This is a genomic window from Parabacteroides sp. AM08-6 (assembly GCF_003473295.1).
Taxonomy (GTDB): Bacteria; Bacteroidota; Bacteroidia; order Bacteroidales; family Tannerellaceae; genus Parabacteroides.
Map to the genome: position 1 here is coordinate 1 of NZ_QRMP01000040.1, position 22,867 is coordinate 22,867.

34 protein-coding genes, 1 tRNA gene and 1 pseudogene are annotated in these 22,867 nt (G+C 41.0%); 34 read left to right on the forward strand and 2 right to left on the reverse strand.

The window, feature by feature from the left end:
- The first annotated feature begins 62 nt into the window (after positions 1-62).
- From DW103_RS16440 to DW103_RS16450, 3 genes are all read left to right on the forward strand, one after another.
- Positions 63-746 (forward strand): hypothetical protein, encoded by a 684-nt coding sequence (locus tag DW103_RS16440; RefSeq protein WP_147381230.1) that lies wholly within the window; start codon positions 63-65, stop codon positions 744-746.
- Positions 747-748: 2 nt separating this feature from the next.
- Positions 749-1,153 carry a single-stranded DNA-binding protein gene (locus DW103_RS16445; protein WP_122278114.1) on the forward strand — a complete coding sequence of 135 codons (405 nt, stop codon included), beginning with the start codon at positions 749-751 and terminating at the stop codon, positions 1,151-1,153.
- A 93-nt stretch (positions 1,154-1,246) separates the two neighbouring features.
- Positions 1,247-1,663, forward strand: coding sequence for a hypothetical protein (locus DW103_RS16450; protein ID WP_122278117.1), 417 nt, complete (start codon positions 1,247-1,249; stop codon positions 1,661-1,663).
- A 7-nt stretch (positions 1,664-1,670) separates the two neighbouring features.
- Here the strand turns inward: DW103_RS16450 and DW103_RS18065 are convergent, their stop codons facing one another.
- Positions 1,671-1,874 (reverse strand): hypothetical protein, encoded by a 204-nt coding sequence (locus tag DW103_RS18065; protein WP_147381231.1) that lies wholly within the window; start codon positions 1,872-1,874, stop codon positions 1,671-1,673.
- A gap of 2 nt (positions 1,875-1,876) precedes the next feature.
- Positions 1,877-2,131 carry a helix-turn-helix domain-containing protein gene (locus DW103_RS16455; protein WP_122278119.1) on the reverse strand — a complete coding sequence of 85 codons (255 nt, stop codon included), beginning with the start codon at positions 2,129-2,131 and terminating at the stop codon, positions 1,877-1,879.
- A gap of 197 nt (positions 2,132-2,328) precedes the next feature.
- On the opposite strand from DW103_RS16455, the gene DW103_RS16460 reads away from it, so the two are divergent.
- The 31 genes and pseudogenes from DW103_RS16460 to DW103_RS16625 form a co-directional block, all read left to right on the forward strand.
- Positions 2,329-2,520: a hypothetical protein gene (locus DW103_RS16460; protein ID WP_122278121.1), complete on the forward strand. Its 192-nt coding sequence runs from the start codon at positions 2,329-2,331 to the stop codon at positions 2,518-2,520.
- 438 nt (positions 2,521-2,958) lie between these two features.
- On the forward strand, positions 2,959-3,153 hold the full coding sequence (locus DW103_RS16470) for a hypothetical protein (RefSeq protein WP_122278125.1): 195 nt from the start codon (positions 2,959-2,961) through the stop codon (positions 3,151-3,153).
- A 2-nt stretch (positions 3,154-3,155) separates the two neighbouring features.
- On the forward strand, positions 3,156-3,512 hold the full coding sequence (locus tag DW103_RS16475) for a hypothetical protein (protein ID WP_122278128.1): 357 nt from the start codon (positions 3,156-3,158) through the stop codon (positions 3,510-3,512).
- Positions 3,496-3,765, forward strand: coding sequence for a hypothetical protein (locus tag DW103_RS16480; protein WP_122278130.1), 270 nt, complete (start codon positions 3,496-3,498; stop codon positions 3,763-3,765). The genes DW103_RS16475 and DW103_RS16480 overlap by 17 nt, the downstream gene beginning before the upstream one ends.
- A 12-nt stretch (positions 3,766-3,777) precedes the next feature.
- Positions 3,778-4,185, forward strand: coding sequence for a hypothetical protein (locus DW103_RS16485; protein WP_233545720.1), 408 nt, complete (start codon positions 3,778-3,780; stop codon positions 4,183-4,185).
- 149 nt (positions 4,186-4,334) lie between these two features.
- Entirely contained in the window at positions 4,335-4,541 is a 207-nt protein-coding gene (locus DW103_RS16490) for a DUF3873 family protein (protein WP_122278132.1), read from the forward strand.
- Between the two features lie 71 nt (positions 4,542-4,612).
- Positions 4,613-4,685 (forward strand) — tRNA-Val (locus DW103_RS16495).
- A gap of 31 nt (positions 4,686-4,716) precedes the next feature.
- The gene (locus DW103_RS16500; RefSeq protein WP_122278134.1) at positions 4,717-5,106 is read left to right on the forward strand and encodes an ASCH domain-containing protein; all 390 of its coding nucleotides are present in this window, start codon (positions 4,717-4,719) and stop codon (positions 5,104-5,106) included.
- A gap of 183 nt (positions 5,107-5,289) precedes the next feature.
- Complete coding sequence (locus DW103_RS16505) at positions 5,290-5,958, forward strand: phosphoadenosine phosphosulfate reductase family protein (protein WP_122278136.1); 669 nt, start codon at positions 5,290-5,292, stop codon at positions 5,956-5,958.
- Positions 5,959-6,285: 327 nt separating this feature from the next.
- On the forward strand, positions 6,286-7,026 hold the full coding sequence (locus DW103_RS16515; protein WP_122278140.1) for a DNA methylase: 741 nt from the start codon (positions 6,286-6,288) through the stop codon (positions 7,024-7,026).
- A gap of 1 nt (position 7,027) precedes the next feature.
- Entirely contained in the window at positions 7,028-7,246 is a 219-nt protein-coding gene (locus tag DW103_RS16520) for a hypothetical protein (RefSeq protein WP_122278142.1), read from the forward strand.
- Position 7,247: 1 nt separating this feature from the next.
- The gene (locus tag DW103_RS16525; protein ID WP_122278145.1) at positions 7,248-7,763 is read left to right on the forward strand and encodes a hypothetical protein; all 516 of its coding nucleotides are present in this window, start codon (positions 7,248-7,250) and stop codon (positions 7,761-7,763) included.
- Positions 7,760-9,028: a PBSX family phage terminase large subunit gene (locus tag DW103_RS16530; protein WP_122278147.1), complete on the forward strand. Its 1,269-nt coding sequence runs from the start codon at positions 7,760-7,762 to the stop codon at positions 9,026-9,028. The genes DW103_RS16525 and DW103_RS16530 overlap by 4 nt, the downstream gene beginning before the upstream one ends.
- An 11-nt stretch (positions 9,029-9,039) precedes the next feature.
- The gene (locus DW103_RS16535) at positions 9,040-10,497 is read left to right on the forward strand and encodes a phage portal protein (RefSeq protein ID WP_122278149.1); all 1,458 of its coding nucleotides are present in this window, start codon (positions 9,040-9,042) and stop codon (positions 10,495-10,497) included.
- A 158-nt stretch (positions 10,498-10,655) separates the two neighbouring features.
- The gene (locus DW103_RS16540; protein WP_122278151.1) at positions 10,656-10,955 is read left to right on the forward strand and encodes a type II toxin-antitoxin system HigB family toxin; all 300 of its coding nucleotides are present in this window, start codon (positions 10,656-10,658) and stop codon (positions 10,953-10,955) included.
- 10 nt (positions 10,956-10,965) lie between these two features.
- Entirely contained in the window at positions 10,966-11,328 is a 363-nt protein-coding gene (locus tag DW103_RS16545; RefSeq protein ID WP_122278153.1) for a type II toxin-antitoxin system HigA family antitoxin, read from the forward strand.
- Positions 11,329-11,505: 177 nt separating this feature from the next.
- The gene (locus tag DW103_RS16550; RefSeq protein ID WP_122278155.1) at positions 11,506-12,144 is read left to right on the forward strand and encodes a hypothetical protein; all 639 of its coding nucleotides are present in this window, start codon (positions 11,506-11,508) and stop codon (positions 12,142-12,144) included.
- 2 nt (positions 12,145-12,146) lie between these two features.
- Positions 12,147-12,743 carry a head fiber protein gene (locus DW103_RS16555; protein ID WP_122278157.1) on the forward strand — a complete coding sequence of 199 codons (597 nt, stop codon included), beginning with the start codon at positions 12,147-12,149 and terminating at the stop codon, positions 12,741-12,743.
- Positions 12,744-12,754: 11 nt separating this feature from the next.
- On the forward strand, positions 12,755-13,876 hold the full coding sequence (locus DW103_RS16560) for a hypothetical protein (protein ID WP_122278159.1): 1,122 nt from the start codon (positions 12,755-12,757) through the stop codon (positions 13,874-13,876).
- A 10-nt stretch (positions 13,877-13,886) separates the two neighbouring features.
- Positions 13,887-14,219 (forward strand): hypothetical protein, encoded by a 333-nt coding sequence (locus tag DW103_RS16565; RefSeq protein ID WP_122278161.1) that lies wholly within the window; start codon positions 13,887-13,889, stop codon positions 14,217-14,219.
- Positions 14,216-14,533 carry a DUF6706 family protein gene (locus tag DW103_RS16570; RefSeq protein ID WP_122278163.1) on the forward strand — a complete coding sequence of 106 codons (318 nt, stop codon included), beginning with the start codon at positions 14,216-14,218 and terminating at the stop codon, positions 14,531-14,533. Before DW103_RS16565 ends, DW103_RS16570 begins: the two co-directional genes overlap by 4 nt.
- Positions 14,530-14,844 (forward strand): hypothetical protein, encoded by a 315-nt coding sequence (locus tag DW103_RS16575; protein WP_122278165.1) that lies wholly within the window; start codon positions 14,530-14,532, stop codon positions 14,842-14,844. Before DW103_RS16570 ends, DW103_RS16575 begins: the two co-directional genes overlap by 4 nt.
- A complete protein-coding gene (locus tag DW103_RS16580) occupies positions 14,835-15,134 on the forward strand; it encodes an HK97 gp10 family phage protein (protein WP_122278167.1) in 300 nt (99 codons plus the stop codon). Before DW103_RS16575 ends, DW103_RS16580 begins: the two co-directional genes overlap by 10 nt.
- Complete coding sequence (locus DW103_RS18525) at positions 15,131-15,853, forward strand: DUF2829 domain-containing protein (protein ID WP_233545721.1); 723 nt, start codon at positions 15,131-15,133, stop codon at positions 15,851-15,853. The genes DW103_RS16580 and DW103_RS18525 overlap by 4 nt, the downstream gene beginning before the upstream one ends.
- Entirely contained in the window at positions 15,853-16,236 is a 384-nt protein-coding gene (locus DW103_RS16595) for a hypothetical protein (RefSeq protein WP_122278169.1), read from the forward strand. The genes DW103_RS18525 and DW103_RS16595 overlap by 1 nt, the downstream gene beginning before the upstream one ends.
- Positions 16,237-16,238: 2 nt before the next feature.
- Positions 16,239-16,766, forward strand: coding sequence for a hypothetical protein (locus tag DW103_RS16600; RefSeq protein WP_122278171.1), 528 nt, complete (start codon positions 16,239-16,241; stop codon positions 16,764-16,766).
- 51 nt (positions 16,767-16,817) lie between these two features.
- Entirely contained in the window at positions 16,818-17,234 is a 417-nt protein-coding gene (locus tag DW103_RS16605; protein ID WP_122278173.1) for a hypothetical protein, read from the forward strand.
- Between the two features lie 311 nt (positions 17,235-17,545).
- Entirely contained in the window at positions 17,546-20,995 is a 3,450-nt protein-coding gene (locus tag DW103_RS18530) for a phage tail tape measure protein (protein ID WP_233545722.1), read from the forward strand.
- Between the two features lie 4 nt (positions 20,996-20,999).
- Positions 21,000-21,407: a hypothetical protein gene (locus DW103_RS16615; RefSeq protein WP_122278175.1), complete on the forward strand. Its 408-nt coding sequence runs from the start codon at positions 21,000-21,002 to the stop codon at positions 21,405-21,407.
- Complete coding sequence (locus DW103_RS16620) at positions 21,404-22,327, forward strand: hypothetical protein (protein WP_122278177.1); 924 nt, start codon at positions 21,404-21,406, stop codon at positions 22,325-22,327. The genes DW103_RS16615 and DW103_RS16620 overlap by 4 nt, the downstream gene beginning before the upstream one ends.
- Before the next feature lies 1 nt (position 22,328).
- Positions 22,329-22,867 (forward strand): annotated as a pseudogene (locus tag DW103_RS16625) (hypothetical protein); the annotation flags it as partial.

Genomic DNA, 22,867 nt, shown 5'->3' on the forward strand with positions numbered 1-22,867 from the left:
TACCCGGCCTTTGTAAACTCTTTTGCTTTCAGACTATAAAACATAAAACTAATAAAACCATCATGAACATTAATTACTGCGGCTACGTTCAAGCGATAGCCGATTATAAAAAAGAACATATCAATCCGTTGCCAGGAGTAACAAAGGAACACACCTTACACTACTCCGGGTTATTTATTAATGACCAAGTGTATAATCATATCCTGATGCTAAAAGAAGAACTTAAAACATCAGGATTATTCAGATTCTCCGCTAAACGGGATTTCCAAAAGGCGGAGCATGAAATAGCTAAATACAACTTGGATATGCGTTCACACGTCAATGTCTCTCCTGAAATATTCGCATCTGTCCTTCAGGATATGGAAGACTGTTTCTTGAAAGACATAGACATCCTAAAATACTCCATTAGCCAGATTATGCTTGATTGTAATATTTCTGGAGTCGATAACAGGATTGCCAGCCTTTCAATGCTAATCAATATCTTTTGCCAAAGTAGCAGGGTATTGGTTAAGTTCTACCGGGAAGATGCCTATGAGATATTTGGAATACACTCGGATAAAATGGATTATCTTCTATTACCTACTACAGAAAGGTACACAGCAGAACTAGCGGCTTCCATATCGGGTAACAGTGATACTTCAAGTAAATCTGAAAGAGCAACAGAGGCTTTCAATGTATTCGTTACAAAGTTGATTGACCCGGAAAGATTCGGAAGAATAGCAGAAAAATATAATCAAATAGCATAATCATGAGCGTAAATAAAGTAATCCTTCTCGGCCATACCGGTAAAGACCCTGAAGTGAAAGATGTTGCAGGAACAAAGGTTGCTAACATTTCGCTTGCTACCACAGAGAAGGGGTATACCCTTCAAAACGGTACACAGGTTCCGGAACGCACGGAATGGCACAACCTTATCTTTTGGAAAGGACTTGCCGAGGTCGTAGAGAAGTATGTCAAGAAAGGTTCTCAAATCTATATCGAGGGTAAGATTAAGACCCGGCAGTATGAGGATAAGACAGGGTCAAAGCGGTATGTGACAGAAATATTTGTCGATAAGTTGGAGCTATTAGGAAGTAGACCTACCCAGCAAGAAGCCAGTCCACAGCCTGAACCCTATCAACCTGAGCCGCCAAAAGATGATTTACCATTCTAAAAACACGAGAGGCAACGCCCCGAACCACCAGTAACGTCACCTCTCCACACGATTATAGTGCAAATATACTATTTACTTTAAAATAATCGTGCCATGTTTTCAGAAATCGCAGAAATAAAATCTATCCGGGAACAGAAATCCAAGTTGTCAGAAAGAGAGAAAGAACTAACAGAACCTACATTGACCGACCTTAACATGATAGGGACGTTATATACGTGGTTCCAGGAGATCATATCTCAAAAGGAAACGTTTAGGGTAGGGAATGTTACCCAAAGAAAGAAATTCATCTTTATCATCCTGTTTTTGTACTCTCCAAGCACGCTCGCCGGCGGAAAAATGAAGAACGGCCTTCGGAATAAATTAGCGGAGGTCTTAGGTGTTAGCGCGCAGACGGCCATATCCGATAACCGTAATAATCTGGTATTCTCTTATCAGTTGTATAAGTATTTCCGTCAGGATGTGGATTGGATATATGGGGAGATTATGGAAAGGTTGAAAGCCGGAGTTTAGCTCCGGCTTATTTTATGTACACTTCTACTATTTCGTACATTCCATCACCTAATTGAGAAATAATGCTTTCAGCTTCTTCTTTGGCATCAAATTGTTTAATTTCATAAACTTGGTTGATGCCATAGCCAAATGTATTTCCATACTCTCCTTTATACAAATACAAGGATTCTCTGCCAATCATAATTTTTCTGATTACAAACTTCTTTTTCATATCTATTCTCCTTTCTCTATTTTAATTTTCTTCCCACAGTGAGGGCAGATGATAGTGCTTTCCTCTTTTTCTTCCCCTATCAATTCAGTGATAGATATATTAAGAACACCGGCTATCTTTATGAGATTATCCAAAGAAGGCGATGATTTACCTGTTACAATATTGCTGACAGCGACCTTTGAAATACCAACTTGTTCAGCGAGCCACGCAGAAGTAACATTACGCTCATTCATTATTTCTTTTATTCGTAAATCCATAAACTATACTTTATTTTGATTACTCCGCAAAGTAATGCAAACTTTATCGTATAACCTAATATTGATAAAGTTTGATTTATTAAATATTCTTAATTGATAAAGAAAACTATATCAAAAGTATTGCTTTTAATAAAGTTTGCTTTATCTTTGCATCATCAGAAAGAAACAAAGTAATAACAATTAAAAGATATACGATTATGGCAACAGCAGAATTTAAGAAAGGTCAGTCAGTAGTAGTAACTACAAAGAGCGGTAAGGTAGAAGGCGTTATATCAAGCGTAGATACTAACGTATGCACATTTGACATAGAGTATTCGGTAGATTACCTGAAAGACGGTAAAACATGGACTATGATTGGTGTACCTGCAAGAGCGATTGAATTAGTATAAGTTTAACCAGCAGGGCGAAAGCCCTGCATAATATAGAAGATTATGAATATAAATGAGGTAGTAGTAGGTTTGAGATATAGAGTGTCAGGTGACTTGGCCAATGGTCGCTATGCAGATGGTACGCCACGCATATCGCACGATGACGTAGTAAGAGTGATAAAAAGAATAACAGATACACGCATGATTTTAGAGTGTGGTCGTGAGTTTATCATTAACGACAATCTTAAAATTGAGAAGTTCTAAGTTTAACCAGGTAGCCTTCGGGCTACCACAATAATAAATTTATGAATCAGAAGAGTAAATATATAGTTCGTGAAGCTACTGAATGCGGTTGCAAAATTTACGAAGTAATAGATACAATTACTGGCAACCGGATAAATTATTTTGCTGACTCATAATCAGCATTTGAGTTTGCAGAACGCCAAAATATGAAGCGTTATGACTAAGAGAGAAGCAAAGATATTGGCATTAGAAGTATTTGCAGATAGCGCAGATGCACTTATAGAATCTGATAGGGTATCTGATGCAATCCGCACAACTAAAGATTGTGATTTGATTAATATCGCTTTTTACGAATTGGCAGAAAGCCTGAGAAAGAGAGCTAACAAGTTGAAATCAAATAAAGATAAATAATTATGGGCGAAATAGCAGATAGTTTAATAAGTGGTGAATTTGATTACATCACAGGTGAATATTTAGGTGAAGCGATTGGTTTTCCAAGAACGCGCTCTTATGGCAAGCGTAATGCGCCTCCTATCATAAAGAAGCCATCGAGCAAGGCGAATGTATGTATTTCAAATATGTGCAAGGATAGAGGTTTCAGTAATCACGAAAAGGTTGAATTGGTTGCCAAGTTCTTGCATAGCAAAGGGCACAAACAGTTGCCTAACTTATCACAACAGTATAAAATCATTCATAGCCAATACAAGAATGATTTTAGAAAGTTTTTGATTGAACAAGTAAAGCAAAGAAATAATGGACGAACATTTTAAGAAGAAATACGGTGTCTATGACGGTATAGATACAAGTACATTTAAGCATATCCCCGAAATAAGCTTCTACAATAATAACTATTACGTAGGATTAAAGAGAGGTAAAAGTGTGACAAATGATTTGCTTTTCGCGCATGGTGACGATGATAATCAAGTAGATTGGTACATTATAAACGGCAATTCGGTTAGATACATAGGATATGAGTTTTCGGATAAAGGTGTGCTTAATCTTAGTGATGTTGAATTTACTTAAAAATGAATGATTATGGATATACAAGAAATTAAGAGAAGATTTGACCTTCTTAAAATGGCAAACAATGAACGCTACTGCCTATTGTCAGAACTTGCCAAAGAGCTGAAAGTAAGAAAAACGGATTTGATGCAGTTTGTGATTGATAATCCTAAATTATTTAGAAAAGGCAGCGTAGAGAAAAAAGGAAAAAATATGGGTGCGTGCCTCTTCAATGTTTTTCTTTTACCCGAAGATAATCCTAATACAGAAGAATGGCTACAAAAGCAGATTGTCGAAAAGGCAAAATATATCTATATCTCTGAATTTGATAATTACGGGTGCATAGAAGGATATTTTGTAGTTATTGACAAAGAGGATAGCTCTAATAAGAACAGAGAATGGCTTTGGCGAAATACAGAGCAAAAGGTTAAAGAAATTTAATCGCTTGGTGTCACGCATAATGCTACATTCTATTTTGGTGGATATGGAGATTGTACTGAACGCCCGGTTGAATATGCCATATCTTCTGACGGATTACAGAAACTAAAACAAGCTGGGTGGACTTTCAACGAATTAAAACCATTATCAAGATGAACACAATAAACAAAAACGGTTGTAGCGTATGTCAACCCGGTAAAGAGAATTATTGTACCTACACTACTAAGTTGAGAGGTAAGAGAGTGAGAATGTACCAGTACGACTATCGTACTGAAAGTGGTGAATTGTTCGCTTGTTGTGCGCCAACTTTAGAGGCGTGCAGAGAAAAGCGTGATAAATGGCTTAGTTTACGACAATAAGCCGATTGTCATAAATAACGATTGAAGATCTTTCTGTATCTTTGGTTATGGTAGTACCTTAGTGGTGCTATCGCGGGGTAGAGCAGTGGTAAGCTTGCTACTTTGACTTGGTAGAGGTCGCGTGTTCGAGTCACGCCCCCGCAACTAATTATTTATTAATAAAATAGACACGATTATGAATGTATTAACACTTTCGATTAAACAGAAGTTTTTCGATGAGATTTTAGCCGGTAAGAAAAAACAAGAGTTCAGAGAAATCCGGCCTAACACTTCTCAAAAGTATATCCGGTATAAGGTCGGCGACAAAGAATATAAGCACTTTGAAGAAGTGCCAGAAGATCAAGAACCCGAAGTCGTACCGGTCGAATATGATGCTATCAAGTTTCTCACAGGTGAATATAAGGGCGCACGCCCGTTTGCTATTGTCGAGGTTAAAGGTGCAAAGGTTGAGATCCTAACAGACGAAGACGACAACGAAATCCCCTATGAAGTAGATGGTGTTGAGTACGTGATGGCCCAAATCATTTATGACTTGGGTAAAGTGATAGAGAAGTCTAATGTTTAACCATTAATAATTTTGCTGAGTCGGTAGAAGAACTAACAGAACAGGTTTTGCGACCTCTAATTACAGAGGCGGCCGTAGAGGTTTGACGGTACCAGGAACAAACAGAGTTTCTCAAGGTGGTAGATTTATTACCAGAAATCAGCAGTACAGAAATGTACGCTCTGGTTTAGGTATGAGTTCGGGATGACCTTGCTTGAGAGAACATATAGGACGATAGACCTCGTTAGAGTAAAATCTAATGAGGCTATCGTTTTTTGTTCTTTGGGTAAGGATAGCCTTGTGTTGCTGGATCTGATCTATCCGAAGTTTGATCGAGTTGTATGTGTATTCATGTACTTTGTTGAAGGATTAGAGCATATTGAAAGATATATCAAGTGGGTAAAATCCAAATACCCGAAAGTTGAGTTTATCCAGGTGCCACATTGGAATCTTACTTATATTCTCCGATCCGGTATGTATTGTGTACCCAATCCGAAGATAAAGCTCTTGAAGCTGGCAGATGTTGATTTAGCCATGCGGTTAAGATTTGGCATCGACTTCGTTTTTTATGGCATGAAGAAGGCTGATAGCATGAACCGCCGGTTAATGTTGAATACCTATCCAGATTATGAGAACGCAGGGAAGGTTTATCCTTTGGCCGATTGGACGCAAAGAGATGTTCTTACTTACATGAGACAGAAAGGACTTCCCGAACCGGTACGATATTCAATAAAAGCCAGTTCGGGGGTTGGGTTCAATATCGATTGTATGCTTTGGATGGAGAAGAATTACCCGCAGGACTTACAGAGAATTTATAAAACTTTCCCAATGGCTGAAAGAGTGCTTTGGGAGTATCATAATAAACAAAATTAATAGGAGGATTGCTGAGTTAGAAGAAAAAGTTTGAATGACATTAATGCACAAGCTGCAAGATTAAGGTCGCAGTTGCAGGGCGCAAATCGGTATGCGGATGGTAACAATAGGGCGGCAAGAATATCACAGGCTGCAATATCATCCCGTAGAGTCAGAGGGATGGGATTGCTTGGAGCAAGAGATGCACAAGGAAGATTGCGTGACAAGACAAAGAAAGTTGGAACAGGAAGATTCGCTTTAAGCAATGGCTAGCATGGAATTGTCAAAGTATATAAAGAGTGAATCGGTAGAACTTAATCGTTCTGCCATTCACTAAAATCATATATTATGGATGTAAGCAAATTATTTCAAACAAAAACGATAGAAATTCTCCGTTCGCAAATAAAGTTTTCGGATTACAATCCGAGAGTTATTGATGAAGACGGCAAAAAACAATTAAAACGCTCTCTTAAAAACTTCGGTGTAGCTGGAGGTATCGTTATAAATGGAGCGAATGGAAATACTGTCGTGTCCGGTCATCAGAAAATTAAAATTCTTGATGAGTGGGCAGGCTATCCAGCAAATGATTACAGATTAAAAGTAGAGGTTGCTGATTATACGCAAAAAAAAGAAAAGGAAGCGAATATTGCTTTTAACAATCCCAATATAGGGGGAAAATGGGATTTCGATGCTCTTGCCCGAATTGTTCCCGATATTGATTGGAAAGACGCAGGATTGACCGATGCCGACCTGAACATGATTGGCGTCGATTACCTATTACAGACCGAAGAGGAAAGCTCTATCGCTGATGCTCTGTCTGATATGATGTCACCTGTGACCGAACAGAAAGAAGCCGAGAAAGCCGCCAAGCAATTAGAGCGTGCAGAGAAGGTTGCCCACATGAAAGAAGTCAAGCAACAAGTTAAGGAGAGCGCACAGAAGACAGCCGAGGATATGGATGCCTATGTGGTGTTGTCTTTTGATACCTATGAAGCGAAAGCTGCTTTCATGGCAAGATTTGGGTATGATCCGGATATGAAGTTTATCAAAGGCGAACTGTTTGACGAAATGATTGAAAGGGTAGATTGATATGGCAGTAAAGTTCAAACATAAAGAAACCGGATTGTTCTTCTGTAAAGCGAAAGGATTATCCACTGATAAATCATACGGAGAATATAAAAGCCGTGAGCGTTTCTTGAATCGTCATTTATCTAAGCGTGGGCGCATTTATGAATCCGCTACTGAAAAGCAAAAAGTAGATTGGATTGGCAAAACGTATGCAGATGAATTTGAAATAGTGGAGGTGTGATATGGCAAAAAGTGAATCTCAAAATACAAAAGGTAAAGGAGGAAGAAAGCCTAAGTTTGATTACACAAGCGAGGACTTTCTTTCTCTCGTAGAATCGTATGCCAAAAAGGGATTCACGGATAAGGAAATTGCTCATGCTATTGGATTGTCACCGCAAAAGTTTAGTGAGAAGAAGAGCGCATACAGTGAATTAAGTGATGTCCTTTCACGCGCGCGTTGTGCGATAAACTCTCTTGTCCGGGCTAAATTCCTTGCTATGGCGCTTGGTGGTGTGAAAACAAAGAGTACCACTATTCGGAAAATTAAGGATAAGGACGGCAATCTGACAGGTGAAGAAGAGGTTCAAACTGTAGAAGGTGAACTGGCTCCCAATTTAAGTGCTCAAATGACTTGGCTCTATCATTATGATGAAGAGTGGAGAAAGGTTGAGCGCAAACAGGATGAAGATGCCGACATTCCTACAGACATAAACCACGGTATCAGTATTGATTCATGGATTAAAGATAAGCTGAAATGATTACACCTCAGACGATATATCACCCCTTGTACACCGATAAAGAAAAGTTTATCATCCTTATCACAGGTGGACGCGGTTCCGGCAAGTCGTTCAACGTATCAGCTTTCGTTGAACGACTGACCTTTGAAATGACAGAAGCCGAAAAGATGGTACATCAGATCCTTTATACCCGTTATACGATGGTCTCCGCTAATATGTCCATTATCCCAGAGATGATGGAAAAGATAGAATTAGATGGGACAACAAAGTATTTCAAGACGACCAAGACGGATATAGTCAATAAAATGACTAAAAGTCGTATTATGTTTCGGGGTATAAAAACATCCTCCGGTAATCAGACAGCAAAACTAAAGTCTATCCATGCTTTGACAACTTTTGTCTGTGACGAGGCCGAGGAATGGACAGATGAGAATAGCTTTGACAAGATTATGCTCTCCATTCGGCAGATAGGAATCCAGAACCGGATCATGATCATAATGAATCCAACTGATTCTAATCACTTCATTTATAAAAAGTACATTGAGAATACTCATAAGCTGGTAGAGATTGACGGCGTACAGGTTCAAATCTCAACTCATCCGAATGTGCTCCACATTCATACGACCTACTTTGACAATTTGGATAACCTTTCACCGGAGTTCTTGAAAGAAGTAGAGGATATGAAGGCTAACAATCCCGAAAAGTACGCTCATGTCGTTATCGGTCGCTGGGCTGACGTTGCGGAAGGTGCAGTGTTCAAGAAGTGGGGAATTGTGAAAGAGTTCCCACAGTGGTGTAAGAAAGTGGCTCTTGCTTCTGACTGGGGATATACTAATGACCCATCAACCGGTATTCGGTGTGGGATTGTGGATAATCGATTGTATGTAGATGAGCTATTCTATGAAACTGGAATGCTAACTAACGCTATCGCTGAAAAACTAAAACCGTGGGGCTTGAAAGTATATGGTGATAGTGCAGACCCTCGTTTGATACAAGAAATCAAGAATAGGGGAGTGAATATCTATCCAGTAGATAAGTTTCCTGGTTCAATCAAGGCTGGCATTGACAAGATACATGAAATGGAACTATTCGTTACAGAACGTTCTTATCACATCATTGAAGAGCTTCGCAAATATGTCTGGGATAAAGACAAGGACGGGCATTATATCAATGAACCGGTAGACGCTTGGAATCATACGATTGACCCCATTAGGTATTATATCTTGGGGCACATCCTCGGACGAATTTTGAAGCCGAAAGATAATTCAGGAGTATTTGCACATTAAAATATAATCAAATGAAAACGATAGACGAAATTTTAGCACTCGAAGATATAGACCGTAAAATCTACTATCTGAAGAAAGGTCGGAAAACTCAGCTTCCAGACAGGGAGAAACTATATGCCGACTGGGACCCGAATAGACACGAAATCATCGTGGATAAAGAGAAGTATCCACAGATTGAAATCACAATTGAGCAGGAGAAAGAGGTATTTGACGAAAAGACCGGTAAGACTACCGTCATTCCGAAAAAAACGAAGAAGGTAGATCCTAACCGAATCGCTCTGCCTTTGGAGCAGGATATCGTAAATATCCAGACGGCTTTCACCGTCGGTACCGAGCCGAAGATGGATTGTACCCCGGATGAATCGGAGAAAGGTATCTTTGAGGCTTTGAAACAGGTTCTAAAGAAGAACAAAATCAAGTATCAGAACCGGAAGATTGTTCGTTCTTGGCTGTCAGAGCAGGAATGTGCTGAATATTGGTATGTAACGAAAGATGACGGCTTCTGGGCTAAACTAAAGGCGAAAGTGGCTAATCTATTCGGTAAGTCCATGCCACAATACAAACTTCGTAGTGTTCTTTGGTCTCCGTTCCGGGGCGATAAACTTTATCCGTTCTTTGATGATTCCGGTGATATGGTTGCTTTCTCCCGTGAGTACAAGAAGAAAGACCTGGACGACCACGAAATCACCTGCTTTATGACTGTGACGAAAGATGTAGTCTTTCAGTGGGAGTTAGACAAAGGTTGGGAGATGGTATCCGCTTTCAAGCATGGCTTTAAGAAACTGCCTGTAATATATAGCTACCGGCCGGAAGCATATTGTGAGAAGATAAAGACTATTCGTGTTCGATTGGAGAAACTTTTGTCCAGCTACGCCGACTGTATCGACTATCATTTCTTCCCGATACTGAAACTGATAGGTGATGTAGAAAAACTTTCTGGCGAGTTTAGAAATAGGGTTGTTCAACTTACAGAAGGAGCAGATGCAGCTTATTTGACATGGAACCAGGCAAGCGACCCTGTAAAAGTCGAATTTGAAAATCACTTCAATCAGGCATATGCACTTACCAATACTCCCCGCATTTCATTTGAGAATTTAAAAGGTACAGGAAACGCATTATCGGGCGAAGCCTTCCGGTATGTATTCATGGGTGCACATATGGCAGTAGAAAATACGGCAGAGGAAATAGGTCCATTTCTACAAAGGCGTGTGAATTTCTTAATATCAGCACTCGGTTCTATTAATACCAATTTTGAGAAAGCATCAGAAACGATTGATGTTGATGTAGAAATTGTTCCGTACATGATTGATAACGTCTCAGATAAGGTTTCTACTGCTGTCTCTGCTGTAAATGGTGGAATATGGTCCCGTAGGGAAGGTATCATATTCGCCGGAAACATGGATCGCATCGACGAAGAGCTAAAAGAGATTGAAGAAGATATGAGCCAAAAGACAGAAAAAACAAAGTAATTCTCCTACAGCAGCATAGTTGTGATAATATGATATTAATGAGCGGGGCTATTTAGTTCCGCTTTTTTATTATCTAAATTCTATTATGTAAAATAAATTCCTTATAAAAGTTTTGTAATACGGAATTATTTTGTATTTTTGTATCAAATGAAAGAGAAATGAGAATAGTATCACATAAGAAGCTGAAAGATTTCTATGAAACTAAAGGTTATGAAGATTCACGCATAGCTCTTGAGCGTTGGTATGATATTGCAGAAAAGGCTGAATGGAAAAACTTATCTGATATTAAGGTTGATTTTCTTTCTGCTGATTATGTAGGCAACCAGCATTATGTTTTTAATATCAGGGGCAACAGGTATCGGTTGGTAGTTGTCGTAAAGTTTACAATGGGTTATATATTCATCCGCTGGGTGGGTACTCATAAAGATTATAATAAAATTGATTGTTCAACCATTTAAGATATAGGATATGAATAAAGTTAGTAAGGAACAATACGAATTTGCATTGGCAAGAGTAGAAGAACTGTTGCCATTGGTTGATGGTAATACCCCCGCAAACGATAAGAATGCGGTGGAACTTACTGTAATGTCTGATATAGTGATTGCTTACGAAAAGGAGCATTATCCTATAGAAAAGCCGACTGTTGCCGAATTAATAGAATTATCTCTTGAAGAAAAAGGAATGACGCAAAGGCAACTCGCCGGTGAAATAGGAGTTAGCCCTTCACGTATTAATGATTATCTTGCAGGTCGTTCAGAACCGACTTTGAAAATAGCAAGATTACTTTGTCGTGTGCTAAACATACCTCCGGAAGCTATGTTAGGTTTTTAAAGAATTGTTTTTACTATTACAGGCGTGATTCTTTAGGCTTCACGCCTTTTTTATGCTCTTTACTTTCCTTTTTACGACAATAGCTCTATTGTCATGTATTCCGTATTCTGAAATTTCTTATCTATACATAACCTATCTACTTTTATACCAAAGATTTTAAACGAAAATTCATACGGTATGAAAGAAAAGATTTTAGCATTACTCAAAACCAAATTCCCTGGGGTTGATGAAGCTACTTTAATCCGGATCGCAGAAAAGAAAGCGGCCGGTGTTACGGACGAAAGCCAATTACAGACAATTGCGGATGGAGTAGGCTTCCAGGACGTGTTAAATTCCTATGGTGATTTCCGGGCTAATGGTGCAGGTGCTTCCGCAGTGGCTAACTACGAGAAGAAACATGGCTTGAAGGACGGTAAGCCAATCGAGAATCCCAATCCTAACCCAAATCCATCACCAGTTCCGCAGGATGACATGGCAACCATCATTGCAAACGCAGTGAGTGCAGCCGTTAAGCCTCTTTCCGACAAGCTGACTCAGTTTGAAACGGAAAAAGTACAAGCTACACGCCAAGAACAGGTTCTTGCCAAGGCTAAGGAGTACGGTATTCCCGAATCACAAGCAAAGCGTTATGCTGTTCCCGAAGATGCAGACTTGGATACTTATTTCAAGGATGTAGCACAGGAATTGAAGAATGAAGGCTTTGCCGGTGTTATTCCTCCTGAATCAGCAGAAGCGAAGATTGAGAAAGAATCTGAATCTATTGCTAAAATGATTGACGAGGGGACAAAAACGATTGTTGAACAAAACAAGAATTAATTATGTCAGCAGGATTTAAGTATGATTTAGTTCCGCCTGTTGAGCAAGAGGAACGTTACGATGTCCAAACGGGCATCCGCAGACGTGGCCCATACAAGCTCGACACAACGAACTTGACGGTGGGAAGTTTCCTGCCTGTATTTACCCCGATTTATGCAGACTTGAAAAACAAGTTTGCTTATGCGGTAATCAATGTGCAAGTTGTCGAAGCCTATACCGCTGGTGATACGGCTTTGTCTATCAAGGTAGCCAAGAACTCTTTGGCTTATAAGGGAATGTTTATCGGAAGCGGAAAGAAAGGTGCGGAAGTAGACTCTATTGACAAGTCAAACAAAGACTATGATGTCTTGACTATCAAGGCTGCTTTCGGTGAAAATATCGCTAAGGATGCGGTTCTTTTCGAAGCTACCGCAGTAGGTGGGACGAAACAGAAGTATGTTGCTAACTCTGCTTTGTACAATCGTACCAAAGTAGAAGACGGTATCGTACTGGTATCATTACTTCGTACAGCCGCAGAAATTGAGCCTTCCAAATTGGTTATGCCGTTCTCCGAGAACGATAAGACTAATTTGAAGGGATGGTTTGAATTTAACGAGTAAGGAGGTGAGATATGTTTTTAACGATTCAAACATTATTCGATGATGCGAACATTGTTTCCGCTATCATCAGACGTGTAAACGTAACGCGTAAGGACAAAATATACTGGCAACAGTATCTTGCTTTCCGTAGTGTAACAACCCGCGTATTCAAGGATTATATCGGTTCTGTTACCGGGGTGATGGCTGGTTCAATCAATTCCCGTTTTGGTGAGAAGCCAATCCGTGAGCGTAGGAATATTGGTTCCGGCTATGGTGAGATTGCCTATTTGGGTGATACTTACCAGATGTCTATCGACCGTCTTTCTGAATTGCAGGATTTGATTGATAAGTACAATGCTGCCAAACCTGCCGACCAAAAGGCAGCTATGGAAGAGATTGTAAACTTCTTAGTGGATGATTTCCGTCAAGTTATGCTTGCAGCCCACAAGCGTATGGATATTGTTGTCGGTGCTTTGTTGATGACAGGTGAAGCTACAGTCTATAACAAGGACGCAGCGATTACCTCTGGACATACAGACAATAAGTTGTTGGAAATTGGCCTTCCGTTTAACTTCATAAAGCCCGCTAAAGCGGATGTAGTTGTAGACAGTAAGAATGTGTTCATCTCTTACCTAAGAGAGAAGCTACAATCTCTGATTCCTGATTTCGGTGTGTACGCCAAGATGATTATGACCCGTGCTTCTTTCAACAAGCACGTTCTCGGTTCATCTGAATTTGGCGAACAGTACAAGATGATTCTCGGAACTAATGAGATGAAGTTGAGCACTGGTTTGATTTCATCTGACTTGGCTTCCGAGGTATTCAAAGGCATCGGCCTTCCTGGTATCGAAATCAAGGAAGATTACGTAAAAGATCAAACGGGTAAGAACGTACAGATTTATGCGGACAATCGTATCACTCTGTTATCTTCCGACCAAATCGGCTATATGCGCCATCATACCCCGTATGAAAAAACAGACCCGGTGGCAGGACGTACCTATATCCCGACAGACGGACAGATGCTTATTTCCAACTACCGTGACAAGAACGGTCGTTACATGGAATATACGGCAGAGTGGATTCCGCAAATCAGCAACCCGGATTTGATTACCAACTTCGACTTGAGCGATATTGCTTCAATCCAATCAGCATAAGGAGGTGACTATGAAAGTAAAAGTTACAGAAGTCTTTCGTGATAAGTTTAACGGCAAGTATTACGAACCGGGGCAAGTTCTCGAAATTGAGGATGAAGCCCGTGTCGCAGACTTGGAAAGTCGCAAGTTGGCCGAACGTGTTGTAGTTCCCGAAGAAAAGAAGGAGATGAAAATCACCCTCTTTGAAAAGGAGTTCGAAAAGAAAGAGTTGGTTGAAGCCTTGAAATCTATTGGCGAGAAAGGTAACATGAACATGAAAGATGAAACTCTTTTGGCTAATGTTACTGCTTTGGACGAAGAAAAGACTTCGGCTTTGAAAAAGGCTTTAGGAATTGAGGCATGACGGTAAACGACTACATACAGCAGAAGTTCCAGACCTTCGGCATTAACTTGTCGGAGGCTGACCTTTTGGATATGTGTCTTACCTCTAAGATAAGCGGAGAGGATGAGATGAATGAGGATTGCTACGGTCGTGTCTCTGTGGCGATGGCGAAGTTCATCCCCTCTCTTTTACTTCGGGCCACATCTATCGGGGAAAGTGGTTTCTCAATGTCTTGGGACATTAAAGGGATTAAGGACTACTATTCTTTCTTGTGTAAGAAGTACGGGGTGAAAGACGAACTCAATACCGATAAACCCAAAGTCAAGTTCTTATGATATTCGCTCCACATAGATTAATGGTCAAGGTCGTGTCCGGTCCGTCATTTGACGAGGATATGAACCCAATTCCTTCAAAAGAGGATTGGATAGACTTCGGTTCCTGCCGGTGTGATGATAATGGCGTGATGAAGCAAATCTCCGTAAATGGGGTAATGTACGACTATAATTATCATATAGTTTATGAGGGCGAGAAACTAAATGCAGGTACCGAGGTAAGAATCATGGATGGGGAAAGTGTGAGAGCTGAAGGAAAGGTTATCAAGTCCGGTAAGTCTAACTATTTCAAGTATGCGGAAATATGGTTGTAGATTTTGACTTCTCAGATGTTGATGCGGCCTTTGATGAGTTCTATGAAGAGGTCAAAGAAGCGATGATTGAAGTAGGAGAGGAAGCCGTTCAGTACGCTAAGGATAATGGGGACTATCAGGACATCACCGGTACTCTTCGTAAATCTAACGAATATGAAGTAGATGAAACGGGATTGACGCTGAAGAATGAGACGGAATACGCCTCGTATGTAGAAGCTAAAGGATTTGAAGTATTGAGTGGTGCTGCCTTGGAAGCAGAAAAACTTTTAAAAGAGAAATTTGAAAAATGAAAAAGTATATTGGAACAAAACAGTTGTTAGCTGTTGCGATGACATTAGGTGCTTATAATGAGTACCGTGGTTGGGAACAACCCGAAAACGAAGACCCGAATGCAGATGGCTATTTGGTAGAATATCTGGATGGTGGTAAACCGAATGACGAACGACATAAAGGTTACATTAGTTGGTCGCCTAAGGACGTGTTTGAAAAGGCGTATCAAGTGGCAGAAACTCACATAGACCGTTTATGTATCGAGAAGAAAGACCTTGCAGATAAGTTTGAAAAATGCTCTGCTTTTGTCCGTTCTGACAAATTTCGTGAGGTGGTAAAGGATGACATTCAAGCGTTTTTACTCGTGTTGCAACGTGAATTAATGGGAAGATATAATCAAGTTTTAGATTATAGGCTTTTTGAAAAATCTTTCCGTATGGAACACATGAGTTTCGGTATGGCAATCGAAGCACTTAAATACGGTCTTGCTGTACGCAGAAGTGGCTGGAACGGTAAGGGTTTATTTGTTGTAAAACAAATCCCTGCTCATATCACCGAAGAGATTATCCCAAAGATGCAATCATTACCGCAGTCAGCGAAAGACCTTATTCTGAAAGGGAAGGGCTTTGTAGATTACACTTCGCAGTGCCTTATCTACAATGAGAATACCGGACGTGCTGATTCTTGGGTCCCATCTATCAGTGATGTGTTTGCAGAAGATTGGGAGGTTGTTGGATAATGATAGTAACAGGCGACATAGAAACTATTCTGGTTCGGGACTTGAAGCCGTTCGGTATCCCTACTTACAAGAAGGATGCGATACCGGAAGGGGAAGTCACCGAAGAGAGGATAACCGTCATTCCGAAAGAACCCAAACCGGGAACTTACTGGAATAAAGGTTTCGTTGAAGTGAATTTCTGTGTGCCTGATATTAACGGAATGGCAAATAAAAAGAGGTTGACTGAATTAGAGCGGCAAGCGTCCGGCTTACGTTCTGTTTCCTCTTTTGACGGTTCTACCTATCGTTACAAGGTCTATTCTACCCATCAAGAGAAAGATGCACCGTTAAAATGTCATTTTGTGAATGTGAAAATAATGTTTGAAGTTTTAAATGTGAGATAATTATGGCAGAGAATAAAAAAGTCGTTGTTGTAAACCTTCAGAAGCTGGAGGTTGCGCCGATCGGGGCTGATGGTTCCGAAGGTACTGTTTTCGAAGAAGTTCCGGTAGTCCACGAGGACACTTTCACCTATGAGGATGAAGATCCTACAGTTACGGATTATAAGGATGTAGCCGGAAATACCTATTATTCCTCAAAGAAACCGGGTGCGGTTAAAATCAATGCCTCTATTGGTATGTATGATCTTGAAACTAAGGCTAAGTTCCAGGGAGGTAAATTTACAGCCGGTGAGGGTGGTAAGCCCGGGACATGGGAACGTGCTGACCATGTAGAGAGTAAAGAGTTTACCGCTCGTGGCACAACGGAGGACGGTGTGAGAATCATTTTTCCACGTGCAGGTGTTACTGCTTCGGGTAAGGCAAATGAAAAAGCGATAGGTCTTGCACTTGTCTTTACTGCGTTGAAGCCGATAAAGGATGGTGTTCCTATTGAACGCTGGGAAGACGGAGAAGATACTACTCCGCAAGGCTAAATATTAATGTGTAATGGGGGGGGTGAGAGATCACCCTCTAATTTCTAAATCATGAATGAGGCAGCAAAAAATATATCAGATTTGATTTCTGGGGATTATTGTAAAACGATAATAATAGCAGGGAAAGTCCATATAATAAAATCTCCATCTGTAAAAGTAATGATGCGGGCTATTAAGTATTTAAGTCATGTGGATATACCATCTGATACAAGTGCGACCGAGTTGCTTAAAATCGTTTCCGAAAACACGGATAACATAGTCAAAGGCTTGGCTTATCTTGTAGTAGGTGATGTTCCTGACTTTGAGAATCAGGTCAAAGATAAAATCGAAGAGATACGATCCGGAACGCATGAGGAATTTTATAACGCTTTTCTTGTAGCGTTTAATCTTATTGTAGGAAAAGATTTTTTCGTAGTCTGCCAGTTAGCGATGGAACTGGCAAATCTGACAGTAAAACCAAAATTGTAGGGGGCGATACCATCGCCGGAAATATTGCTTCGTTTATGGATGATTTGCATCTTTCTTATCGAGAGGTGTATGAGGAACTTCCATATCTTCTTTTACTTTTAATGAGTGCAGATAAACCGAGAGCTGTCTATGAGGACAAAGAAAAAAAAGAAGTAATAAAAATGTCGGGGAAGGATCTTCTGAGACAAAAGAGAGGCGGGTAGTTAGTCCGCCTCTTTTATTTTACGACAACAGCTTAATTGTCATATATCCTTTTCCCTAAAATTCTCTCACTCCATTTGTCTAATGTACTTTTATCCAAAACAATATATATGCCAGGTTTAGTATTTCATGTAGATTCTGACTATCAGAAAGTTATTAAGTTACGGGAGGAGATTGATAAATTAAAATCGACTCTTTCCGGCATGGATGGTAATACCCCTCCAGCGACTCTTCGTGCAATGGAAGTTCAGTTATCGAAGAATATTAAGGAACTGGACACAATGGTATCGGCTGCTGTTAAAGCAGGTAATGAACTGGATCAGAATTTCAAGGATAAGATATATCAAAGCTCTTCTGCATTAAATGACCTAACAGACAAGATTATTAATCAGAAGTCGGTAGTTAGAGATGTTGAATCTGACGTGAAGAGGCTTGCTGCCACTTATGCTAACCTTGGCAAGTTTAATACAAATAGTGACCAGATACTATCTGAACTTACTGCGGCAAAAAAGGCGTTAGATGAAGAAAAAGCGACACTTTTCGGTCTCCAACAAGAACAGGCAAAATCTCGTTTGTCTGTAAAGAAGCTGAAAGACGAGTATGCTCTTTATAAAAAAACGGCTGGTGATGTTGTGGTCTCCAATAAGGAGATGTTGAATGCTATTCAATCTATTCCCGGACCTGTTGGGCAAGTCGCTACATCAATTAAGACATTAACAAAAGCATCACTTACTTTTATCGCAACTCCAATAGGTGCGGTACTGGCAGCTATTTCAGCGGGTTTGGCCGCTTTAACTTCATGGTTCAATAGAACGGAAGAAGGCCAGAATGCCTTAAATGTGGCGAGCGCATATTTTAAGCAGACTTTGGATAGTGTACTTGATGTTGTTGATGATGTAGGGGAATGGCTGTATAAGGCCTTCACAAAGCCCAAAGAGGCTTTGACTGATTTAACGGACTTTCTCGAAGGACAGGTTATGAATCGCCTGAAAGCTGTGGGGAAAATGGGAGAGTCCATTTGGAAAATATTTTCCGGCGATTTCTCTGCTGGCCTAAGTGGTTTGGAAAATGCTTATTTACAAGGGATAACTGGCATAGAAGATGCCGGAAGCAAGTTGTCTTCATTTATGGATGAGACAAATAAAAAAGCAGAGCAGAGAATGGCTATCGCTGAAAAACAGAATGCGTTAGATGTTAAAGAACGAGAAAACTTAATTGAACGTGCCAAATTAGAGGCGAAAATCAATGAATTAAGGGAGAAGGCTTATGATGAAAGTGTTTCTGAGTCGGAACGATCCAAGGCGATAAAAGAGGCATCGAAATTGACTGATGAGATGTTCAATAAGGAAATAGAGCTTGCTAAGGAAAGATATGAAATAATAAGGGACACGAACGCTTTATCTCATTCTAATAAAGACGCTAAACAAAAAGAAGCACAAGCGGAAGCCGAGCTTAGCAGATTAGAGGCGCAACGATCTGCCGCACAAAGAATGCTGTTAAGGCAATCTAATAGATTTAATCGCTCAAATTCCGATAATAAGGAACTCGAAAAGCAAAAAGCGATCTATAAAGAATTACTCGACCTTCGTCTTCAGAACCAACAGGTCGAGATAAACCTTATGAAAGAAGGTTCCGAAAAGAAGATCGCCCAAATAAATCTCGACTATGACAAAGAGATAGCCGCTATTCTCGCGAAAGAGAAAGAGTGGAAAGACGCTCAAGACGGTAAGCTAACTAAAGAGCAAACGGTTGAGATACGGACTGCTTTGGTCAATTCCTACGTGAAGAAAGAGAAGTCAACCGGATTGGTTAGCAGTGAACAACTGGCCGAGGAAAAGCGCATGATGAACGAGTACCTGAAGGAGTACGGTTCATACATGGAGAAGCGACAGGCAGTTACTGAACTCTATAATGAGAAGATTTCAAAAGCTCTTACTTCAGGAGAGAAACTCTCTCTAGGTGAAGAGATGAAAAAAGCTCTGGCCGCAGTCGATGACGAGGCCCAGAAGAAAACGTCCATCATAACGAAGCTATTTTCCGACATGAGTAAGCGGACAGTGGCCGATATTCGTGCTATTGCCAAAGAAGCTCAGGAGATGCTTGATTATGTCAATAGCGGAGAGTTCAAGACTGGCTCGGACGGTAATGGATTGTTCGGTTTGACTAAAGATCAATTCGACATCCTCTCAAAGTCCCCGGAGAAGTTACAGGCCATCAAAGACGAAATCGCCAACGTTAACCGTGAAGCGGACCAATGCGAGACTGCCTTTAACAAGATGTCCGGTGGGTTGAAAAAGGTCTTTGCCGCCGGTGATGATGCCAGAAAGCTAAAAGAAGGTCTTGCCGAGATTGAGGAAGGCATGAACGACATCATGCAGGCCGGGCAATTCCTCTCTGAAACATTCTCCAAATTAGGTGATGCTTTCGGTGGTGCGTTTAGTGGCATAGCAGAAGGACTTAATGTTGTAATGGACACGATGTCTTCTGCCATGAATGGTGCTAAAGCCGGGGCTATGTTCGGACAGATTGGTATGGCTGCCGGTGCAGCTATCGGGGTGGTTACTTCTTTGGCCGGTGCTATTGCCAAAATCCACGACAAGAAGAACGAGAAACGTATTGAGCGGTTACAAGAACAGATTGACACGCTTGATAAGTCTTACGAAAAACTTGGCAAGGAGATAGATAAGGCTTATTCCAAAGATGCCTCTAAGTTGATTGAGCAGAATAACAAGCGCCTTGAACAGCAGAAAGTCCTTATCCAGCAACAGATACGTGAAGAGCAGGACAAGAAGAAAACGGACAAGGATAGGATTAAGGATTGGCAGAACCAGATTGACGAAATCAATCAAGCTATTGCTGATAATAAGGAGAAGGCAGAAGATGCCATTTTCGGGGAAGACCTGAAATCTGCTATTGAAAATTTTGCCAATGCACAAGCAGAAGCTTGGGCTTCCGGTGAAAACAGGGCTGAATCGGCTAAAGATACGGTCAAGAGGATGATGCGCCAGATGGTCACAGAATCCATCAAGGCAGCAACTGACTCTTCCGGGGCAATGGAGAAAATTCGTCAGAAATTAAAGGAGTTCTACGCAGATAATGTTTTCTCCGATTGGGAACAGGATTACATCTACAACATGGCAGAAGAACTGCAAAAGGAGTTGGACCGACAGTTTGGCTGGGCTGATAGCCTGATGAAGAATAAAAAAGAGGATACCGATGTTTCTGATAATTCCCTGAAAGGAGCTTACTCAAAGGCATCACAGGAGAGTATTGATTTATTAGCCGGGCAGACCGGTGCTGCTCGTGTAGTCTTGGAAGACATCCGCAACAGCACGCAGCCCATAAGGGAACAAATGAAGCTCATATATGATATGCAGTCGAAAGGCTGGGAGGATGTTCATGCCATCCGTGACCTGTCTGATAAGGTAGAGAAGAACACCGAGCAGATAGCCGAGAATACGAGAGAAATCAAAGAGGTTGCCGGCAAGATTTCAGAGAACACAAAAAGGACATTTGAAACTCTGGAAGGTAGAATTGACGTAAATATAAAGGGAATGTAACGATATGGACAAAGAATTTTTTGAAATAGCAAACCGGTTAGGTGCCTGCCGCCTCTTACATGGCACAGAGAGTAAGGAAGAGCTTATGCGTCTTCTTTTGACACCGCAGGGGACAGAGTTCTGCACAAAGAACAATTTCCCGTCCATGGAACAGTTGCGTGAGTTCCGGGGCAAGAAAGCTGAAAGCATGGGTATCTATATCGATACGGACGTGGAGCTAACCAATCCGGTTAAGGTGTTCTTGGCTGGTTCTAAGGCCGTTCTCCATTTCGATACAATTGCCCGGTATAACGTAATTCTGATGCACGGTGCGACGGCTGAAATCCATGCGAGTAACTACGCTGTGGTGTTCGTAAAGAACGCTGGTGGAGAGGTAAAAGTAATCAAAGATAAAACAGCGAAGGTATTATGACAATAGACGGTAAGGACATATACACCGAATGGGGATGTACCCTGTTAGAAGGTTCATTCGATACCTTATTGAAGTACCCGAAGCGGAAGGCTGTTAAATATAATAACTGGGCAGAGGCAGACGGTATCGATCCGGATTTGTCTATCGTAGAGTTTGAGCCTAAGACGGTCAAGATGGAATTTCTTATGAAGGCCGATACACTTGAAATGTTCTGGTTCAGATACCGTAAGTTTATTAACGATTTGTCCGCTCCTGGGTATAGGGAATTTGACCTTATTCCAGGTATGACAAACCGACTACGTTTTAATGCCGGTACCGCTTATGACAAGTTTGTACCCTTTAATGCTGGGGAAAACCTGTCTGTCTTTGAACTCTCTTTCATCGAGGATAATCACTCTGTTTTCCCGGCAACACCTTCAGGGGGAATAAACCTTCGCGGAGACTATTCTATCAACGGGATAGACTTCGCAGACTTCGGAATCGGGTCGGATGATAAGCAGGAGGATATTTTGAAGTACCCGGCAATAAAGACACCGTTCACAGATGGCCGGACAATCGACCTATCGACTATAAAGACACAGCATAAAGAAATTAAACTGTCCCTTTGGATGCTGGCCGGCAGTGCGGAAGAGTTCCTAAATAATTATCGGGCGTTCTTTACCCAACTTACCGGGGCAGGAACGCAGAGCTTATATATTAAATCACTTGAAGCCGCGACGCAAGTTTATTATACTGATTGTCCATCTTATAAGGTTGAAGTATGGCGAGAGACAGACATAGCAGTACGGTTTACTATCTCCTTTGTTGTTCCTGTCGTGACTTGGGTAGACACCGGTGGGGTTACAAGATATAGAGTCCTGATGGATAAAGAACTTGGGCTTTTGGCAGATGAAAATGGTCGAATAATAGTATTTAATTGATATGGAGCAAGAATTTGATATAGTAAGAGCGCAGAACCTTCCACCTGCAACGAACATAACAGAGAATGACATGTTGCTGGTGGTACAGAGTGGAATGCTGAAACGTGCTTTGCCTTCTGCAATGAAGGGGAAACCTGGTGATTCAGGTCTTAGTGCATTCTTGGGTGTAAATGACACGTACGTTCTCTGGAAGCAGGGTGCATCAGGAGCCTGGCAGACTCTTTTTGCCCTGGAAAAGATACGTGGACCGAAAGGAGAGAAGCCCATATTCAAGAAGTTGAACGGTACTTTACAGATGAAGTATGAAGGTGAGCCGGATAGTGCTTTCGTGAACATCTTTGACCTGGAGGAATTGAAGCTGAAGTTTTCAGATTTGACACCGGCAGAGATTGACTTGTTGAAGCTCCATTTCTCTGATTTAACCGAAGAGGAAAAAGCCGAATTGCAAAAGCCGGCAACAGATGCAGCCGCTGAAGTTCGCGCGGAAATGGTTCAAATTTCCGAAAATGTAAACTTGGTTATCGCCGACACAGAAGAGGC

Coding starts and splice junctions, on each gene's coding strand:
- DW103_RS16560 (WP_122278159.1), top strand. CDS start 12,755: ATGTTTTTAACGATTCAAACATTATTCGATGATGCGAACATTGTTTCC.
- DW103_RS16460 (WP_122278121.1), top strand. CDS start 2,329: ATGGCAACAGCAGAATTTAAGAAAGGTCAGTCAGTAGTAGTAACTACA.
- DW103_RS16530 (WP_122278147.1), top strand. CDS start 7,760: ATGATTACACCTCAGACGATATATCACCCCTTGTACACCGATAAAGAA.
- DW103_RS16470 (WP_122278125.1), top strand. CDS start 2,959: ATGACTAAGAGAGAAGCAAAGATATTGGCATTAGAAGTATTTGCAGAT.
- DW103_RS16520 (WP_122278142.1), top strand. CDS start 7,028: ATGGCAGTAAAGTTCAAACATAAAGAAACCGGATTGTTCTTCTGTAAA.
- DW103_RS16500 (WP_122278134.1), top strand. CDS start 4,717: ATGAATGTATTAACACTTTCGATTAAACAGAAGTTTTTCGATGAGATT.
- DW103_RS16505 (WP_122278136.1), top strand. CDS start 5,290: ATGACCTTGCTTGAGAGAACATATAGGACGATAGACCTCGTTAGAGTA.
- DW103_RS16480 (WP_122278130.1), top strand. CDS start 3,496: ATGGACGAACATTTTAAGAAGAAATACGGTGTCTATGACGGTATAGAT.
- DW103_RS16620 (WP_122278177.1), top strand. CDS start 21,404: ATGACAATAGACGGTAAGGACATATACACCGAATGGGGATGTACCCTG.
- DW103_RS16485 (WP_233545720.1), top strand. CDS start 3,778: ATGGATATACAAGAAATTAAGAGAAGATTTGACCTTCTTAAAATGGCA.
- DW103_RS16550 (WP_122278155.1), top strand. CDS start 11,506: ATGAAAGAAAAGATTTTAGCATTACTCAAAACCAAATTCCCTGGGGTT.
- DW103_RS16455 (WP_122278119.1), bottom strand. CDS start 2,131: ATGGATTTACGAATAAAAGAAATAATGAATGAGCGTAATGTTACTTCT.
- DW103_RS16475 (WP_122278128.1), top strand. CDS start 3,156: ATGGGCGAAATAGCAGATAGTTTAATAAGTGGTGAATTTGATTACATC.
- DW103_RS16490 (WP_122278132.1), top strand. CDS start 4,335: ATGAACACAATAAACAAAAACGGTTGTAGCGTATGTCAACCCGGTAAA.
- DW103_RS18525 (WP_233545721.1), top strand. CDS start 15,131: ATGAAAAAGTATATTGGAACAAAACAGTTGTTAGCTGTTGCGATGACA.
- DW103_RS16615 (WP_122278175.1), top strand. CDS start 21,000: ATGGACAAAGAATTTTTTGAAATAGCAAACCGGTTAGGTGCCTGCCGC.
- DW103_RS16515 (WP_122278140.1), top strand. CDS start 6,286: ATGGATGTAAGCAAATTATTTCAAACAAAAACGATAGAAATTCTCCGT.
- DW103_RS16440 (WP_147381230.1), top strand. CDS start 63: ATGAACATTAATTACTGCGGCTACGTTCAAGCGATAGCCGATTATAAA.
- DW103_RS16445 (WP_122278114.1), top strand. CDS start 749: ATGAGCGTAAATAAAGTAATCCTTCTCGGCCATACCGGTAAAGACCCT.
- DW103_RS16600 (WP_122278171.1), top strand. CDS start 16,239: ATGGCAGAGAATAAAAAAGTCGTTGTTGTAAACCTTCAGAAGCTGGAG.
- DW103_RS16570 (WP_122278163.1), top strand. CDS start 14,216: ATGACGGTAAACGACTACATACAGCAGAAGTTCCAGACCTTCGGCATT.
- DW103_RS16555 (WP_122278157.1), top strand. CDS start 12,147: ATGTCAGCAGGATTTAAGTATGATTTAGTTCCGCCTGTTGAGCAAGAG.
- DW103_RS18065 (WP_147381231.1), bottom strand. CDS start 1,874: ATGAAAAAGAAGTTTGTAATCAGAAAAATTATGATTGGCAGAGAATCC.
- DW103_RS16525 (WP_122278145.1), top strand. CDS start 7,248: ATGGCAAAAAGTGAATCTCAAAATACAAAAGGTAAAGGAGGAAGAAAG.
- DW103_RS16450 (WP_122278117.1), top strand. CDS start 1,247: ATGTTTTCAGAAATCGCAGAAATAAAATCTATCCGGGAACAGAAATCC.
- DW103_RS16540 (WP_122278151.1), top strand. CDS start 10,656: ATGAGAATAGTATCACATAAGAAGCTGAAAGATTTCTATGAAACTAAA.
- DW103_RS16535 (WP_122278149.1), top strand. CDS start 9,040: ATGAAAACGATAGACGAAATTTTAGCACTCGAAGATATAGACCGTAAA.
- DW103_RS16605 (WP_122278173.1), top strand. CDS start 16,818: ATGAATGAGGCAGCAAAAAATATATCAGATTTGATTTCTGGGGATTAT.
- DW103_RS16545 (WP_122278153.1), top strand. CDS start 10,966: ATGAATAAAGTTAGTAAGGAACAATACGAATTTGCATTGGCAAGAGTA.
- DW103_RS16595 (WP_122278169.1), top strand. CDS start 15,853: ATGATAGTAACAGGCGACATAGAAACTATTCTGGTTCGGGACTTGAAG.
- DW103_RS16580 (WP_122278167.1), top strand. CDS start 14,835: ATGGTTGTAGATTTTGACTTCTCAGATGTTGATGCGGCCTTTGATGAG.
- DW103_RS18530 (WP_233545722.1), top strand. CDS start 17,546: ATGCCAGGTTTAGTATTTCATGTAGATTCTGACTATCAGAAAGTTATT.
- DW103_RS16565 (WP_122278161.1), top strand. CDS start 13,887: ATGAAAGTAAAAGTTACAGAAGTCTTTCGTGATAAGTTTAACGGCAAG.
- DW103_RS16575 (WP_122278165.1), top strand. CDS start 14,530: ATGATATTCGCTCCACATAGATTAATGGTCAAGGTCGTGTCCGGTCCG.